This is a genomic window from Streptococcus troglodytae (genome assembly GCF_002355215.1).
GTDB classification, from domain to species: Bacteria; Bacillota; Bacilli; order Lactobacillales; family Streptococcaceae; genus Streptococcus; species Streptococcus troglodytae.
Genome location: NZ_AP014612.1, coordinates 1,569,291 through 1,587,216, shown reverse-complemented (window position 1 = coordinate 1,587,216; position 17,926 = coordinate 1,569,291). Strand labels below are relative to the sequence as shown.

Sequence of the window (17,926 nt, the reverse complement as noted above, 5' to 3'; positions counted from 1 at the left end):
GATTTAATCTATTGTAAAATCTTGAAAAACTCTCCTATTAAGGGTAAAATATTAAAGTATCTAGTTAATGAGAAGGTAAAGAAAGATAACAATGAAACATGTCAAAAATTTTGAAAATAAAAAGGTTTTGGTTCTTGGTTTAGCACGATCAGGTGAAGCTGCGGCACGTCTCTTAACAAAATTAGGAGCTATTGTAACTGTCAATGATGGTAAGCCTTTTGATGAAAATCCATCAGCGCAGGCACTTTTAGAAGAAGGCATTAAAGTGATTTGCGGCAGCCATCCTTTGGAACTTTTGGATGAAGCATTTGCCTATATGGTTAAAAATCCGGGAATTCCTTATACAAACCCGATGGTGGTTCGTGCGCTTGAAAAAATATCCCAATTATAACAGAAGTTGAGTTAGCTTATTTGATTTCTGAAGCTCCGATTATCGGTATTACAGGATCTAATGGTAAAACAACGACCACAACTATGATTGCCGATGTTCTTAATCATGCAGGACAATCAGCACGACTTTCAGGGAATATTGGATTTCCGGCTAGTGAAGCGGCTCAGCTAGTAACTGAGAAAGATATCTTGGTTATGGAATTGTCTTCTTTTCAATTGATGGGAACGGAAAGTTTTCATCCGCATATGGCAGTGATTACCAATTTGATGCCAACTCATATTGACTATCATGGTTCATTTGAAAATTATATTGAAGCTAAATGGAATATTCAAAAAAATATGACAAAAGAAGATTTTCTCATTCTTAATTTCAACCAGGACTTAGCAAAAGGCTTAGCTAATAAAACGCAGGCAAAGATTATTCCTTTCTCAACTAAGGAGAAAGTAGATGGTGCTTATCTTGATGGCCAAATGCTCTGCTTTAAAGGCCAAGCCGTCATGTCAGCTTCTGAGCTTGGTGTACCAGGAAGCCATAATGTTGAAAATGCTTTAGCAACAATTGCTGTGGCTAAGTTATCAGGTGTTTCTAATGAAGTCATCAGAGAAACACTTGTCCACTTCGGTGGTGTCAAGCATCGCTTGCAGGCTCTGGGGAATATTGCTGGTGTTAAATTCTATAATGATAGTAAGTCAACCAATATTTTAGCAACCCAAAAAGCTTTATCAGGATTTGATAATAGCAAGGTTATCTTAATTGCTGGTGGTCTCGATCGTGGCAATGAATTTGATACGTTAGTTCCAGATATTAAAGGACTCAAGAAAATGATTATTTTAGGTGAGTCCGCTCCCCGCCTTAAACATGCTGCAGAACAAGCTGATGTCACTTATCTTGATGCCAAAGATGTTGCACAAGCAACTCGTATTGCTTTTCAGGAAGCTAGTCCTGGAGATGTTGTCCTTCTTAGTCCTGCCAATGCTAGTTGGGACATGTATAAAAATTTTGAAGTTCGTGGAGATGAATTTATCACAACTTTTAAATCTCTTAAAGGAGAATAGGCATGGCAAAAAAGAAAATTATCTTTACAGGTGGTGGGACAGTCGGTCATGTTACTCTTAATTTACTCCTTATTCCCCGCTTTTTAAAAGATGGCTGGGAAGTGCACTATATTGGTGATAAACATGGCATTGAGCATGAACAAATTGAGCACTCAGATTTTGATGTCATCTTTCATTCAATTGCAACAGGTAAACTGCGCCGTTACTTTTCTTTGAAAAATGTATTGGATGTTTTCAAGGTTGGTTGGGGTGTTCTGCAGTCTCTTGCGATTATGGTGAGGGTTCGTCCACAAGTACTATTTTCTAAAGGTGGGTTTGTTTCAGTCCCTCCTGTTGTAGCTGCTAATCTTTTGAGAATCCCTGTCTTTGTGCATGAATCTGATTTATCAATGGGACTGGCTAACCGAATTGCTTACAAATTTGCCACTACCATGTACACAACATTTGGACAGTCCGCTCATTTGACTAAAACGAAACACGTTGGGGCTATTACTAAAGTTAATCAAACTATTTCTAGCAGTGATGATAATACAGAAATCAAAACGATTAAAGAATATTTTGATCCTCGTTTAAAAACGTTGCTGTTTATTGGAGGCTCAGCTGGAGCCAAAGTTTTTAATCAATTTATTTCTGATACACCAGAACTCACTAAGCATTATAATGTTATCAATATTTCTGGCGATAAAACAATAAATAATCTGAGTCAAAATCTTTATCGTGTAGACTACGTGACGGAAATGTATCAGCCCTTGATGGATTTAGCAGATGTTGTTATTACACGCGGTGGTTCCAACACCATCTTTGAGCTGCTTGCTATGGCAAAACTTCATATCATTGTGCCGTTAGGAAAAGAGGCTAGTCGTGGCGATCAGCTTGAAAATGCTGCTTATTTTGAGGAAAAAGGTTATGCTCCGCAATTATCTGAAGAAAATCTAAACTTTGCAGAACTTGATAAAAAGATCAAAGATTTATTAGCAAATCAAACCATTTATCAAGATAAAATGACTTCATCAAGTGAGATAAAGACTCCGAATGATTTTTACAATCTTTTGTTAACAGATATAATATCTAAGAGTAAAGGAAAATAATGGCGAAAGATAAAGATACAGAAAAGCAAGAAATTCCTTTGACAGAATGGCAGCAGCGCAATTTGGAATTTCTCAAGAAAAACAAGAAGAAAAACGCGAAAAAGAAAACTAAATGAAAAGAAAATGGCTGAAAAAAAGGCTCATTTTCAAACTGATAAAGAAGCAGATAGTAAGGAAGGGGATAAGCAACCTTCAAGTTTATTTGATGATAAAAACAAGAAGAGCCTAAAAAAAGCCAGCTAAACCTAAAAAGATAAAAAAAGAAAAGAAGGTGCCAAAACCTCCTCGAAAGGACTACTGGCAGGCTGCTATGGTTATTATCATTTCAAGCATTGTTTTAATTGCCTCCTTATTTATGATTAGTCCTTTGAGTCGTCAAAAGGAGATAACTGTTTCGGGTAATAAAAATGCTATTGAATCTCAGTTAATTGAAGAATTAGGGATTAAGAAATCAGATTATCTAACGACCTTGCTTTTTCAGGCCAGTCGTTTTGAAAGAAATCTTAAGTCTAAGGATAAATGGGTAAAGGAGGCAAAATTAGTTTATCATTTCCCCAATCAGTTCACTTTAAGAGTAAAGGAGTACCGTATTATTGCTTATAGACAAACGGATAAAGGCTATGTCCCAATTTTAGAAAATGGTACCCGTGTTGATACCGTTAACGCTTCAGAACTACCTGGTTCATTTGTGACTATTAATTTAGATCAGGAAAAAGAGGTTCGAAAACTGGTTCAAAAATTGGCAAAACTTGATAAATCTTTAGTTGATAGTATTAAAGTCATTTCTTCTGTTGATTCCAGCTCCACAAAGGATTTGCTTTTATTGGAAATGAAAGATAACAACAGTGTTCGTGTTCCTTTATCAGAAATTGATACAAAATTACCTTATTATTCTAAAATTAAAAAGAATCTTACAGATGGCAGTATTGTTGATATGGAGGTGGGACTTTATAGTACAACTGCAGATATAGAAGCTTCGATTGCAAAACATAAGACAACAGCTACAACAGAGTCTTCTGAGAACGCCTCTAATGATGAAAATACTGATTCAACCCAAGCTTCAGAAGCAAATTCACAAGAAGGTTCACAATCAGTAACGCAGGCAACCGTATCTCAATAATAACAATGAGAGATAGGAAATTAAGTTTCTATAACAAAAACGTAAAAGCTTAACATTTTACGTTTTTTTATGGTATAATATTTTCTGAATAATTCTGTTTTTGACAGTTTTTAATAGTAATAGATTGGAAAGATAGAGAGGTCGAGTAAATGGCTAGAGATGGCTTTTTTACAGGATTGGATATAGGGACAAGCTCGATTAAAGTTTTAGTTGCTGAATTTATCAATGGCAGTATGAATGTTATTGGTGTTAGCAATGTCAAAAGTTCGGGTGTAAAAGACGGTATCATTATTGATATAGATACTGCGGCAGAAGCCATTAAATCAGCAATTAAAGAAGCAGAAGAAAAAGCAGGAATGTCAATCAACAAGGTTAATGTTGGTCTACCGGCAAATCTGTTGCAAATTGAGCCGACACAGGGGATGATTCCTGTTCCTAGTGAATCTAAGGAAATCAAAGATGAAGATGTTGATAGTGTTGTTCGTTCAGCTTTAACAAAGAGCATTACACCAGAACGTGAAGTGATTTCACTTATTCCTGAAGAATTCATTGTGGATGGTTTCCAAGGTATTCGCGATCCTCGCGGAATGATGGGAATTCGTTTAGAAATGCGCGGTCTAATTTATACTGGACCAAGTACTATTTTGCATAATCTTCGTAAAACAGTAGAACGTGCAGGTATTGAAGTTGAAAATATTATTATTTCTCCACTGGCTCTTACCAAGTCAGTTTTAAATGAAGGAGAACGTGAGTTTGGAGCCACCGTCATTGATATGGGAGGCGGTCAAACTACAGTAGCTTCAATGCGAGCGCAAGAATTGCAATTTACCAATACCTATGCCGAAGGTGGTGATTATGTTACTAAGGATATTTCTAAAGTCCTTAAAACATCCCACCAAGTGGCTGAGGCACTTAAGTTTAACTTTGGTGAAGCTAATGTAGTTGAAGCGAGTTCAACTGAAACTGTTCAGGTGGAAGTGGTGGGTGAACGCAATCCGGTTGAAATTACTGAACGTTACCTTTCCGAAATTATATCAGCGCGTGTTCGTCACTTGTTAGACCGTATTAAACAAGACTTAGAACGCGGTAGATTATTAGATCTGCCTGGTGGAATTGTTATTGTGGGTGGAGCTGCTATCATGCCTGGGGTTGTAGAAATCGCTCAAGAAATTTTTGGTTCCAATGTTAAACTTCATGTTCCAAATCAAGTCGGCATCAGAAATCCTATGTTTGCTAATATTATTAGCATTGTTGAATATGTAGGAACACTTACTGAAGTTGATATTTTAGCGCAAGGTGCGGTTTCTGGTGATGAAAAATTAAGAAGAAAACCGATTGATATTAAGCCGTCAGGTGTTGCACCCAAAACGAGAAGTTTTGCCCAACCGCAAGAGTCGACTACTCTTGAATCACAATTGGAACAATTGCCACCTCAACAGAAGGAAGCAAATGAGCCAAAACAAAAAGTGGGTGATCGTTTACGTGGTATCTTTGGTAGCATGTTCGACTAAAATTAAAGTGAGGAAAAATTAAAATGGCATTTTCATTTGATGCAGCATCTGTACAAGGTGCAGTAATTAAAGTTATTGGAGTCGGTGGTGGCGGCGGTAACGCTATTAACCGTATGATTGATGAAGGTGTTGCAGGTGTTGAATTCATTGCTGCTAACACTGATATTCAAGCTTTGAGTAGTTCCAAAGCTGAAACAGTTATTCAACTTGGACCTAAATTAACCCGTGGTCTTGGTGCAGGAGGTCAACCTGAAATTGGTCGTAAAGCTGCTGAAGAAAGCGAAGAAGCTTTGACAGAAGCACTTACTGGCGCTGATATGGTTTTTATTACTGCTGGTATGGGTGGTGGTTCTGGTACAGGAGCCGCTCCAGTTATTGCTCGAATTGCTAAGGGCTTAGGTTCATTGACAGTTGCTGTCGTAACTAGACCATTTGGCTTTGAAGGCAGTAAACGTGGGAATTATGCAATTGAGGGTATCAATGAACTTAGAGATGAAGTTGATACACTTCTTATTATTTCAAATAATAATTTGCTCGAAATTGTTGACAAAAAAACCCCTCTTCTTGAAGCACTTAGTGAGGCAGATAATGTCCTTCGCCAAGGTGTTCAGGGGATTACCGACCTGATTACAAGTCCAGGTCTGATTAATCTTGACTTTGCTGATGTTAAAACAGTTATGGCAAGTAAAGGCAATGCTCTCATGGGAATTGGAATCGGTACAGGTGAAGAACGTGTTGTTGAGGCTGCTCGTAAGGCAATCTACTCTCCTCTTCTTGAAACAACAATTGATGGTGCAGAGGATGTCATTGTCAATGTTACTGGTGGACTTGATATGACGCTGACAGAAGCTGAAGAAGCTTCTGAAATTGTTAATCAAGCTGCAGGTCATGGCGTTAACATTTGGTTGGGAACATCAATTGATGACAGTATGAAAGATGAAATTCGTGTGACTGTAGTTGCCACTGGCGTTCGACCAGACAAAGCAGACCAAGTCTCTGGTATTCGCCGTCAAGCTTCATCTTATACACAAGCAAGAACACAACAGCAAGCTCCGTCTTCAAATTCTACGCAACCAAATTTTGAACGCCGTCAAAATTTTGATTTTGATTTGAATGAATCGCCTGAGATGCCTGCTGCTGAACCGAAGCAAACTCAATCATCATCTGAGGCACAGCAATCAGCTTTTGGCGATTGGAATCTTCGTCGTGAAAATATTGCTCGTCCAACCGAAGGTGAAATTGATAGTCAACTAAAAATGAGTAGTTTTTCCGCTGATTCTGATGATGACGATGAATTGGAAACACCTCCTTTCTTTAAGAATCGTTAATAATGGATTTACAAGCAAATAAAGAACGCGTTTTTCAAGAAGTTGCAGCCTATGCTCAAAAGTCAGGACGCAGTAAGGATGATGTTACTGTCATTGCAGTGACAAAATATGTAGACAGTGATACAGCTGAAAAACTTGTTAAAGCTGGGGTTAAGCACATTGCTGAAAATCGTGTTGATAAGTTTCTCGATAAATATCATGCTTTAAGAGCTTACGATTTAACTTGGCATCTGATTGGAAGTTTGCAGCGTCGTAAGGTTAAGGACGTGATTAATTTTGTCGACTACTTCCATGCGCTTGATTCTGTAAAATTAGCTGCTGAAATTCAAAAGCGTGCAGATCATCAAATAAAGTGCTTTTTACAAGTCAATATTTCTGAAGAAGCAAGCAAACATGGATTCAGACTATCAGAAGTTGACAAGGCACTTGAAGAAATTCAAAATTTTGATAAGATTAAGGTTATCGGTTTAATGACGATGGCTCCAATAGATGCTTCCGAACAAGAGTTAACTGATATTTTTCAAAAAACGAATGCGTTGAGAAAGAATTTAAAAGAAAGAAAACTGAAGAATATGCCTTTTGATGATTTGAGTATGGGGATGAGTGGCGATTTTCCGATTGCTATTCAAAATGGCTCAACCTTTGTCAGAATTGGCAGTGCATTCTTTAAATGAAATGGAGATACATATGGCACTTAGAGATAGCTTTAACAAAATTATTTCCTACTTCGATACTGATGAGGTCAGTGAAGTAGAAGAGCCTGTTGTTGCGCCTGTTAAACGGCAGCAAGATGCTGCTCAACCTGCTAGTCAGCAGCAACAGCAAAATGCTCAAAGTCACCAATACCACCAATCAGCCTCCAGACCAAGTCAGCAGCAAGCACAGTCTGGACAGAATCGTCGTTCTGGAGAGGAAAATATTCACTCACTTCCAACACGCCGCCAATCTCATAATCAACAGCCTGCCCAAGAAAAACAACAATCGCTCTTAAACTCCCTCGTAAATATGAAGATGCTGAAGAAATTGTTGATTTGTTGATTAGAAATGAATGTGTTTTGATTGATTTCCAATATATGTTGGAAGCACAAGCACGTCGTTGTTTAGATTTCATTGATGGTGCGAGTAAAGTTTTAGCAGGAAATCTACAAAAAGTTGGGGCTTCAATGTATCTTTTAACACCAATAAATGTTATTGTTGATGCTGAGGAGATGACTCTTGCTGCAAATGGACAAGATGTTAGCTTTAACTACGATATGAAGAGACGTTAATGGTTATGGCATATGTTGTACTTATTCTAGCAAGAGTAGTTGATATTTATTCCTTTTTGCTAGTAATTTATGCTCTCTTGTCTTGGTTTCCTAATGCTTATGATAATTGGCTTGGAAAACGTTTGGTTGATATTGTGGAGCCGATTGTAAAGCCTTTTAAACGTTTTAATTTTCAATTTGCTGGACTGGATTTTACGATTATTGTTATTCTGTTGCTTTTGCAGTTATTAAAACGTTTCTTATTTCTTTTGCTTATTTAAAAACGATGACAAAGCAAGATATTTATCAACATTTTAGAGCAGAAGAACAGGAAGTAATTGAAAAAACGTATGATCTGATCAAACAAGTAGAGGATACTTATAGCTTTTATGTCACAGAATTCTTAAATCCTAGACAGATTACAGTGATGAAAAGTATCTTAGGTCAAACAAAACTACAGGTCTATCAAAGCTCTGACTTTATATCTTCTGAAAATGCTCGTTTGTTAATAGCACCAGCTTATTATGAGTTAAATATAGCAGACTTTCATATTAGTCTGTTAGAGATTAACTATAACAGTAAGTTTAATCAGCTAACACATTCTCAGATTTTGGGAACCCTGATTAATAGATTGGGTATTGAACGTTATCTTTTAGGTGATATTATCGTTCAAGGAAATCGTGCTCAGGTTTTTATTGAAAAACAATGGTCTCCTACCTTAACGCACAGGTTACTAAAATAGGGAAAGCCGCAGTTGTTTTTGAAGAAATTCCTTTTGAAAGACAATTAACAAGTCAATCTCACATTAGAGAAATGAATGTCTTGGTATCAAGTATGCGTCTGGATAAAATTATTGCAGCCGTTTTAAAATTATCAAGAAGAAAAGCAAATCAATTAATCGAAAGCGAAAAAGTCAAATTAAATTACTTAGTTCAACCAAAAGTCTCTTATGTGGTTGACATTGGTGATTTAATTAGTGTTAGGGGTTATGGCAGATTTACTATCAGTAGAGACAATGGCCTTTCAAAAGGCGGAAAGCATAAATTAATAATTGATCGAATCACACATAAATAAGGAGAATAGAATGGCAATTACAGCACTTGAAATTAAAGATAAAACATTTGGGACAAAAATGTTTGGTTACAATACTCAAGAAGTGGAAGAATTCTTGGATATTGTGGTTGATGATTATGAAGAACTGGTACGTACTAATCGTGAGAAAGATAACCGTATCAAAGAGTTGGAGGATAAATTAGGCTATTTTGATGAAATGAAGGAATCTCTTAGTCAATCAGTTATTTTGGCTCAAGAAACAGCTGAAAAAGTGAAATCATCAGCCAATACTGAATCAACTAACATTCTTAACAAAGCTACTTATGAGTCACAACAATTAGTTGATGCAGCTAAATCAAAAGCTAATCAGATTCTTCGCGATGCAACAGATGAAGCTAAACGTATTGCAGTTGAGACAGAAGAATTAAAACGTCAAAGCCGTGTCTTCCATCAACATCTTTTATCTGTAGTAGAGGGTCAGTTAACACTTGCAAATTCTCCAGAATGGACAGAGTTACTTCAACCAACTGCTGTTTATTTACAGAATTCAGATGCTGCTTTCAAAGAAGTCGTAGAGCAAGTTTTAGGTGAACATGTTCCAGATGCTGCTGATACTGAACCTATTGAGGTGACACGTCAATTTACGCCAGAGGAAATGGAAGAATTGCATCGTCGTGTTTCTGAAAGTAATAAAGAACTGGAAGAGACAAAAGCTGGTCAGTCTACAGTTGATGATCAACAGCCTCTTATTATCGAGGCAGCTGATGAAACAAAAGTAAATGAGTCAGCGGCTGAGCAACCAAATTTGAATGAAACACAGACTTTTAAATTAAATATTAACGAATAACAAAAACACAAGCTTGATTAATAGATTTAGCGAATAGGTGATGGTGTAAGACCTATGCTCCCTTAATTGAAGCTTATCATTTTGTTTGTTTCTATCTGATTTTCTAGGATAGAAGGTGGCTAGATTCACCTTACGAATCTAAAGAGGGAAATTCCAATAAGTTTTCCTTATCCTGCGTTAGTTCCTCTTGATAGTTTTGCTATCTTGAGTCACTGCTTGGGCTAAGAAAAATTTTTTAGAACTTTCTGAATTAAGGTGGTACCACGAGCTTTCGTCCTTTGATGGAAGTTCTTTTTATTGATTTAAGTCTATAGTGAATGAATTCCCTCATTCCTAATTCCAAAGCAAAACATCATTATATTATAAGGAGTTGTCATGAAATTAAAAGAAACGCTTAATCTCGGAAAAACAGCCTTCCCAATGCGTGCAGGTCTTCCTAATAAAGAACCACAATGGCAAAAACAATGGGATGAAGCTAATATTTATGCTAAACGTCAAGAATTAAATGCAAATAAACCAGCTTTTTTCCTACATGATGGACCACCCTATGCCAATGGAAATATCCATGTAGGACATGCTCTTAATAAAATTTCAAAGGATATTATTATTCGTTCCAAGTCAATGTCTGGTTTTCGAGCACCTTATATTCCGGGGTGGGATACACATGGTTTACCTATTGAACAAGTCCTTGCTAAAAAGGGTGTTAAACGTAAAGAAATTGACTTAGCAGATTATTTAGACATGTGTCGCCAGTATGCTTTGAGTCAAGTTGATAAGCAGCGTCAGGACTTTAAACGCTTAGGTGTCTCAGGAGATTGGGAGAATCCCTATATCACACTTGTTCCTAAGTATGAAGCTGCTCAAATTCGTGTCTTTGGTGCTATGGCTGACAAAGGCTATATTTATCGTGGAGCTAAACCGGTTTATTGGTCTTGGTCTTCTGAATCAGCTCTTGCAGAAGCAGAGATTGAGTATCATGATATTGATTCAACTTCCCTTTACTATGCTAATCGTGTTAAAGATGGTAAAGACATTCTAGATACAGATACTTATATTGTTGTCTGGACAACAACACCATTTACCATTACAGCATCTCGTGGTTTGACAGTCGGTCCAGATATAGATTATGTGGTTGTCAAACCAGCTAATGACGAACGTAAATTTCTCGTAGCACAAGCTCTTCTTCCAAAATTGGCAGAACGTTTTGCTTGGGACAATCCTCAAGTGTTAGCGACTCATAAAGGTATTGACCTTGACCGTATTGTCACAGCGCATCCATGGGATGATAATGTAGAAGAATTCGTCATGAACGGGGATCATGTTACACTTGACTCTGGTACGGGGATTGTTCATACAGCGCCGGGATTTGGTGAGGATGACTATAATGTGGGAGTTAAATATGGCTTAGATGTTGTTGTCACTGTCAACGAACGTGGTATCATGATGGAAAATGCCGGTCCTGATTTTGAAGGACAGTTCTATGACAAAGTTTTGCCAACAGTGAAAGAAAAACTAGGTGATTTGCTTTTAGCATCAGAAGTTATCACGCATTCTTATCCTTTTGACTGGCGAACAAAAAAACCAATTATCTGGCGTGCAGTCCCACAATGGTTTGCTTCTGTTTCAAAATTCCGTCAAGATATTCTTGATGAAATTGATAAGGTTCATTTTTATCCTGCTTGGGGTAAGACGAGACTTTACAATATGATTCGTGATCGTGGTGATTGGGTTATTTCACGTCAACGTGCTTGGGGTGTTCCGCTTCCAATTTTCTACGCAGAAGATGGCACTGCCATTATGACCAAAGAAGTGACAGACCATGTTGCCAATTTGTTTGAAGAACACGGCTCAGTCATTTGGTGGCAACGTGAGGCTAAAGAACTTCTTCCTGAAGGTTTTACTCATCCAGGCTCTCCAAATGGTGAATTTACTAAAGAAAATGACATTATGGATGTTTGGTTTGATTCAGGATCATCTTGGAATGGTGTTCTCAATACACGTGAAAACTTAGGCTATCCTGCAGACCTTTATCTTGAAGGCTCTGATCAATATCGTGGTTGGTTCAATTCATCACTGATCACTTCTGTAGCTGTTAACGGTCATGCACCTTATAAATCAGTCTTGTCTCAAGGTTTTGTTCTGGATGGCAAGGGTGAGAAGATGTCTAAATCAAAAGGAAACATTATTTCGCCAAATGATGTTGCCAAGCAATATGGTGCTGAAATTCTTCGCCTTTGGGTAGCTTCTGTCGACACCGATAGTGATGTTCGTGTATCTATGGAAATTTTAGCTCAGGTTTCGGAAACTTATCGTAAAATCCGCAATACCCTTCGTTTTTTGATTGCTAATACCACTGATTTTAATCCTTATGTCAATAAGATTGCCTTTGAGGATCTTCGTTCTGTTGATAAATATATGATAATCAAATTTAATCAGTTAGTTGCAGTGATTAATCGGGCCTACAGCCATTATGATTTCATGGCTATCTATAAGGCTGTTGTTAATTTTGTGACTGTTGATTTGTCAGCATTTTACCTCGATTTTGCTAAAGATGTTGTTTATATTGAAGCAGCAGACGATTTAGCTCGTCGTCAAATGCAAACGGTCTTTTACGAAATCTTGGTGAACATTACTAAGCTATTGACGCCGATTTTGCCGCATACGAGTGAAGAAATTTGGTCTTATTTAGATCATGAAGAAGAAGCATTTGTACAGTTAACAGAAATGCCTGAAGCACAAGAGTTTGCCAACCAAGACGAAATTTTGGATACATGGAGTGCTTTTATGTCTCTGCGTGATCAAGCACAAAAAGCACTTGAAGAAGCCCGTCATGCTAAAATTATTGGTAAATCATTAGAAGCTCATTTGACTGTCTATGCTAGTGAAGAAGTTAAAACGCTTCTGACTGCTCTTGATAGTAACATTGCCCAACTGCTTATTGTGTCACAATTGACAGTGACACAAGAACAAGCACCGGAAAATGCACTTGTCTTTGAAGATGTAGCCTTTAGTGTGGAACATGCTCAGGGTCAAGTTTGTGACCGTTGCCGCCGCATTGATGAAACTGTCAAAGAACGCCCTTATCATGTTACAATTTGTAATCATTGTGCAGCTATTGTAGAAAACCATTTCCCTGAAGCTGTTAGGCAAGGATTTGAAAGCAAATAAAAAGACTGAGCTCTTTCGTTCTCAAAAATTTGAGAATGATGAGTTCAAGTCTTTTTTTGCTTTCTAGATGAATTAATACCCTTCAAAAACCAAAAGTTTGTTACTAATGCTCCTAGCTTTGCTGCCTTTATTTCCACCTTAAAGGGATCTGTGAGACCTTTTAAGCTTGTTTGTAGTTGGCTGTGACGAAGAGACAAGAGACAAAATCACTACATTCATCGGCTGTCTGCCTAGTCTATTGATTTTTATTGAGTATAAAGCAGACAGATAAGATAAAACAAATTATTTAACTATTAATATTAGAATGAAGCTGTGCTAAGTTTCAGATGATTTCTAATCAGCTATTGGAATGGAAATCTCAATTAGGTTTGCGGTATGCAGTGTTTTTAATTGATCTAATAAAACAATATTTTTATTAATTTTACGCTTGAGGAAAAATTCTCGAATGGTTTCAATTTCATTATCTTTGATAGCACGATGTTTGTTTGAAATTAAAAGTTCATAATGTTTAGGCGCTTGAGTGAAAATAACGTCGGTATTGCCAGCTGAATAAGTTTCAACGAGTGTAGCATCAGTATGTTTTAGTTGATTTTTAACTAAATGTTGATGACTGCTAGTCGTATTGATTAATCTCATGTTTTTCCTCCTGTATCCATTCATAATAATATTATAGCATGAATTTTACGGAAATGCTGTCCTAATTTAGTTTTTCTCTTGGTCTTTTTGCCAGCAATCAATTCCCCATTTATGACTACCTCGTTTTAATTTACTTTTTGCTTCCTCAATAGAAAACCATGCTAAGTGGTTAAAATCTTCTAGAGGCTTACCAACCTGTGTAAACTGGGTGACTTCATAAAGGTAGGCAGGATTGTAAAAATAGGTTTCACGATGACTGGAGTAGAAATATTCATCAGCCTGACCATAATAATGGCCAATATCAGCCGTAAAACCTAGCTCTTCAATGAGTTCTCGCTCTAAAGCTGTTAAGTGATTCTCACCTGCTTCAATTTCACCGCCGGGTAGAAACCAAGCTCCATTGGGCGCCTGTACTAAAATGATTTTAGTCTTATCTTTGTTTGGAATAACAGCATAAACACCATAGCGCGTCTTGTAATCAACATTTTCTAATTTATTACCAAAGGTCGGATGGTTTGTCATATTATCTCCTTCAATTGTTAACCAGTCAGATTCGCTTTTTATTATACTAAAAAAAGCCATATTTGCCTAATTAGTGATAAAAAGAAAAAATCAGGAAAGACCTGATTTCTTTAATCTGAAGCTGCTTTGGTAACCGTTTCGACTTTGTTAGAAGCCCTGATAACAATTTTGCCGCTGCTTGTCATAATAGCTTTTAATTCTTTTTGATCAGGATGCTCTAAGTAGAAATCCGTAATAGCATCTTCAATATGTTCTTGGATAGTACGACGCAATGGTCTTGCTCCCATTTTAGGATCATAACCGAGATCAACTAATTTTTCTTTAACTTTATCAGTTACATCAAGGTGAATAGCATTAACAGCTAAACGCTGATTAACATCATCAAGCATGAGAGAAACAATTTGAAGAAGATTATCCTTGCTTAAAGCCTGAAATTCGATGATACCATCAAAACGGTTCATAAATTCGGGGCTAAAGAAGTTACCCAATTCACCTAGAACAGAATTAGTCCGGCCTTCTCGGCTGGCACCAAAACCAACATTAGCTTCAGATTTCCCTGTACCAGCATTTGAGGTCATGATAATAATAGTATCCTTAAAGCTGACAGTGCGTCCTTGTCCATCCGTTAGACGACCATCATCAAGTACTTGTAAGAACATATGCATGACATCTGGGTGAGCTTTTTCAACTTCGTCGAGTAGGATCAATGAATAAGGATTGCGACGAACTTTTTCGGTTAACTGACCAGCTTCTTCATAACCGACATATCCCGGAGGTGCACCAACAAGTTTAGCCACAGCATGTTTTTCCATGTATTCACTCATATCGAAACGAATCATACTATCTTCAGAACCAAAAAGCTCAATAGCTAATTGTTTAGAGAGTTCTGTTTTACCAACACCAGTAGGACCGACAAAAAGGAAAGAACCAATTGGCCGATTTGGAGTGCCTAGTCCAACACGATTGCGGCGGATAGCTTTAGCAATTTTGTCAACAGCAGCATCCTGTCCAATAACACGCGTTTTAAGATCGTCAGCAAGATGAATTAATTGTGATTGTTCCTTTTCTTTTAATTCACCAACAGGAATATTGGTCTTTTGCTCGACAATTACTTCAATATTTTTTTCTGTAATAACAGGAGTATTCTCCTTGTCAAGTTTAGCGGATTGCATTTCCTTGTATTTGGCAATTTGATCACGGAAGTAAGCTGCTTTTTCATAATCCTCATCACGAGTTGCTTGAGCTTTTAGATTTTCGGCTTCAACCAAACGGTGATCAATTTCTTTAGGATCTACAAAGTTAAGTGTTAAATTCATTTTAGAGCCAGCTTCATCCAGAAGATCAATAGCCTTATCAGGTAAGAAACGATCCTGAATGTAACGATTTGAAAGATTTGCAGCAGCTTCAATCGCTTCATCTGTATACTTTACATGATGGTAATCTTCATATTTGGGCTGAATACCCTTAAGAATCGTTATGGTTTCTGCAACACTAGGTTCATCAACTTTTACGGGTTGCATCCGACGTTCCAAAGCGGCATCTTTTTCAATAATCCGATATTCATTGAGTGTTGTAGCACCAACAAGTTGAAGCTCACCGCGTGCCAAAGCGGGTTTTAAAATATTTCCGGCATCCATATTGCCATCGCCAGCAGAACCAGCACCAACAATTTCATGAATTTCATCAATGAAAAGAATAACATCTTGACGTTGACGGATTTCTTCCATTAGCTTTTGCATCCGTTCTTCAAATTGGCCTCGAATACCAGTACCTTGAACGAGGCTGACGACATCCAGACGAATGACATTTTTTCCATGTAATTTTTGTGGAACATCACCATCAACAATTTTTTGCGCCAGTCCTTCGACAACAGCGGTTTTACCAACACCCGGTTCTCCAATAAGAACAGGATTATTCTTTGTGCGACGGTTGAGAATTTCGATAACCCTTGTGATTTCTTCATCGCGGCCAATAACAGGATCAATTTCACCCTTGCGCGCAATTTCGGTTAAATTAATACCAAATTCTTCAAGCAGCCCATTTGGCTTTTGGGAGGCCTGTTGCTGCGGTCCGCCGGGACGGCGATTATTGCCTCCGTTGCCATTGCCACCGCCAGCTTGTGTTGGCGGTGTGTTTGGCAGATCTTGATTATTAAAGGCACGAAAATTATTCAAATCGCCAAAGAAATCATCAAAGAAAGGATTGATGGATGACGAATTTTGTTGTGAAAGATGATTTAAAGGCCCATTTTCAGGATCCGTTTTCATAATTTGATAACAATTTTGACAAAGGTCAATCTGTTTTTGCTGACCATTAACATTAGCATATAGATGAATAGTCGCTTCATTTAAATTACAATTTTGACAGAGCATAATATAAATACCCCTTTCGTCATAGAATACAAGATTTGCTCATTAAAGAAATGGTCAATAATGGTCAAACTTTATACGTTAATTATAGCATCATTCGCTTATAAATCAAGTAAAAAGATTGGAAGTTAGAAATTTGATATGATTTGGCTACCATTTTGTAATATTGAATGCTTAGAGCTAATTTAGTTAAAGCTGTTCTTGACAAATATGAATAAAAATGTAAAAATTAAGTATAAAAATTCAAGGAGATGACTTATGGCAAAAGCAAAATCATTTTTAAAAGAAATTGATTATAGTAAGAAAGAGATAGAGGACTTCATAAATCTCGCTCTGCGATTTAAAAACTAAAAAGGAGCGTATTCCACACCGGTATTTGGATGGACTCAATATTGCTTTGATTTTTGAAAAAGCCTCTACAAGAACAAGGAGTGCTTTTACTGTTGCTGGGCAAGATCTGGGAATGAATATGTCTTATTTAGGGAAAGATGACATCCAATTAGGGAAAAAAGAATCTCTTGTTGATACGGCTAAAGTTTTAGGAACCATGTTTGATGGTATTGAATACCGTGGGTTTAAGCAAGAAAGTGTTGAGCTCTTAGCGGAGTTTTCTGGTGTGCCTGTTTGGAATGGTTTGACAGATACTTGGCATCCCACGCAGATGATTGCTGATTTTATGACTATAAAAGAACATTTTGGGAAATTTGAAGATCTGACCTTAGCTTATCTAGGGGATGGCCGTAATAATGTTGCCAATTCCTTACTTGTGACGTCAGCTATTTTGGGGATCAATGTTAAAATCATTGCACCTAAAGAGCTGCAGCCTGAATCAGAAATTGTAGATTTGGCTAAAAAGCATCAGACAGAAGGGCTAATTACAATTACTGATGACACTGCAGCTGTTGCCGATACTAATATTCTCTACACAGATGTCTGGGTATCCATGGGAGAAGAGGTTGATTTTAAGGAAAGGATCGATTTATTACTGCCCTATCAGATCAATCAAGCTCTGCTTAATAGGGTTAGAAAGCCCAATGCTCTTGTTCTGCATTGTTTGCCGGCTTTTCACGATCTCAATACTGAAATTGGCCGAGAAATTTACGAGCGGTACGGTTATAAAGAACTTGAAATAACAGATGCTGTATTTCAAAAGCATAGCCAGACTATTTTTCAAGAGGCAGAAAATCGTTTACATTCAATTAAAGCAATTATGTATCACTCCTTAAAAAATATCTAAAAATCAACTATTTTACTGTTTTTTTAGCTTATTTGTGTTAAAATGAAAAGAGTTAAAAAACGAATAGGAGAATATCATGGAATCACACTTAGTGAGAATTATTAATCGTTTGGAATTAATGACGACTGACAGCAATAATTTGAAACGTCATTTTGAACGTGATGGTGCTGTTGTTGCAGAGGTTTCCTTTAATAATGATCCAGAAAACGGTCCTGTCTTTACTTTGCGGGATGTTGCTGCGCATGAGACTTATACTTTTGACAGTATTGACCTTATTGCAATGGAAATCTACGATTTACTTTATTAATAGTTATTCAAAAAAGGGGTCTGGAACAAAAGAGTTCTGGACTCCTT

At 37.2% G+C, this 17,926-nt stretch carries 11 protein-coding genes and 5 pseudogenes; 13 read left to right on the top strand and 3 right to left on the bottom strand.

From position 1 onward, the window contains the following. Positions 1-91: 91 nt before the first annotated feature. The 11 genes and pseudogenes from murD (at position 92) to ileS (ending at position 12,808) form a co-directional block, all read left to right on the top strand. Positions 92-1,446, top strand: a pseudogene (gene murD / locus SRT_RS07640) (UDP-N-acetylmuramoyl-L-alanine--D-glutamate ligase). A 2-nt stretch (positions 1,447-1,448) separates the two neighbouring features. Then, positions 1,449-2,534, top strand: coding sequence for a UDP-N-acetylglucosamine--N-acetylmuramyl-(pentapeptide) pyrophosphoryl-undecaprenol N-acetylglucosamine transferase (locus SRT_RS07635; protein ID WP_128833653.1), 1,086 nt, complete (start codon positions 1,449-1,451; stop codon positions 2,532-2,534). Further along, positions 2,534-3,654 (top strand): annotated as a pseudogene (locus SRT_RS07630) (cell division protein FtsQ/DivIB). The gene SRT_RS07635 and the pseudogene SRT_RS07630 overlap by 1 nt, the downstream one beginning before the upstream one ends. 149 nt (positions 3,655-3,803) lie before the next feature. Further along, positions 3,804-5,165: a cell division protein FtsA gene (gene ftsA, locus SRT_RS07625; RefSeq protein ID WP_128833652.1), complete on the top strand. Its 1,362-nt coding sequence runs from the start codon at positions 3,804-3,806 to the stop codon at positions 5,163-5,165. A 23-nt stretch (positions 5,166-5,188) separates the two neighbouring features. Then, positions 5,189-6,493, top strand: coding sequence for a cell division protein FtsZ (ftsZ, locus tag SRT_RS07620; protein ID WP_128833651.1), 1,305 nt, complete (start codon positions 5,189-5,191; stop codon positions 6,491-6,493). A gap of 2 nt (positions 6,494-6,495) precedes the next feature. After that, positions 6,496-7,167, top strand: coding sequence for a YggS family pyridoxal phosphate-dependent enzyme (locus tag SRT_RS07615; protein ID WP_128833650.1), 672 nt, complete (start codon positions 6,496-6,498; stop codon positions 7,165-7,167). A gap of 13 nt (positions 7,168-7,180) precedes the next feature. After that, positions 7,181-7,761: pseudogene (locus tag SRT_RS07610) on the top strand (cell division protein SepF). Next, positions 7,761-8,021: a YggT family protein gene (locus SRT_RS07605; protein WP_128833649.1), complete on the top strand. Its 261-nt coding sequence runs from the start codon at positions 7,761-7,763 to the stop codon at positions 8,019-8,021. Before SRT_RS07610 ends, SRT_RS07605 begins: the two are co-directional and overlap by 1 nt. A 5-nt stretch (positions 8,022-8,026) precedes the next feature. Further along, positions 8,027-8,814: pseudogene (locus SRT_RS07600) on the top strand (YlmH family RNA-binding protein). Positions 8,815-8,824: 10 nt separating this feature from the next. Further along, the gene (locus SRT_RS07595; protein ID WP_128833648.1) at positions 8,825-9,640 is read left to right on the top strand and encodes a DivIVA domain-containing protein; all 816 of its coding nucleotides are present in this window, start codon (positions 8,825-8,827) and stop codon (positions 9,638-9,640) included. Between the two features lie 375 nt (positions 9,641-10,015). Then, the gene (gene ileS, locus SRT_RS07590) at positions 10,016-12,808 is read left to right on the top strand and encodes an isoleucine--tRNA ligase (RefSeq protein WP_128833647.1); all 2,793 of its coding nucleotides are present in this window, start codon (positions 10,016-10,018) and stop codon (positions 12,806-12,808) included. 333 nt (positions 12,809-13,141) lie between these two features. Here ileS and SRT_RS07585 read toward each other — a convergent pair whose 3' ends face one another. From SRT_RS07585 to SRT_RS07575, 3 genes are all read right to left on the bottom strand, one after another. Continuing rightward, on the bottom strand, positions 13,142-13,444 hold the full coding sequence (locus SRT_RS07585; protein ID WP_161940042.1) for a DUF1827 family protein: 303 nt from the start codon (positions 13,442-13,444) through the stop codon (positions 13,142-13,144). A gap of 66 nt (positions 13,445-13,510) precedes the next feature. Continuing rightward, on the bottom strand, positions 13,511-13,966 hold the full coding sequence (locus SRT_RS07580) for an NUDIX hydrolase (protein ID WP_161940041.1): 456 nt from the start codon (positions 13,964-13,966) through the stop codon (positions 13,511-13,513). A gap of 110 nt (positions 13,967-14,076) precedes the next feature. After that, positions 14,077-16,338 (bottom strand): ATP-dependent Clp protease ATP-binding subunit, encoded by a 2,262-nt coding sequence (locus SRT_RS07575; RefSeq protein ID WP_128833644.1) that lies wholly within the window; start codon positions 16,336-16,338, stop codon positions 14,077-14,079. A gap of 255 nt (positions 16,339-16,593) precedes the next feature. Here SRT_RS07575 and argF point away from each other — a divergent pair. Together argF and SRT_RS07565 are read left to right on the top strand one after the other, a co-directional pair. Further along, a pseudogene (gene argF, locus SRT_RS07570) lies at positions 16,594-17,572 on the top strand (ornithine carbamoyltransferase). Positions 17,573-17,648: 76 nt separating this feature from the next. Further along, on the top strand, positions 17,649-17,879 hold the full coding sequence (locus SRT_RS07565) for a YkuJ family protein (RefSeq protein WP_002263567.1): 231 nt from the start codon (positions 17,649-17,651) through the stop codon (positions 17,877-17,879). The last annotated feature ends 47 nt before the right edge of the window (positions 17,880-17,926 follow it).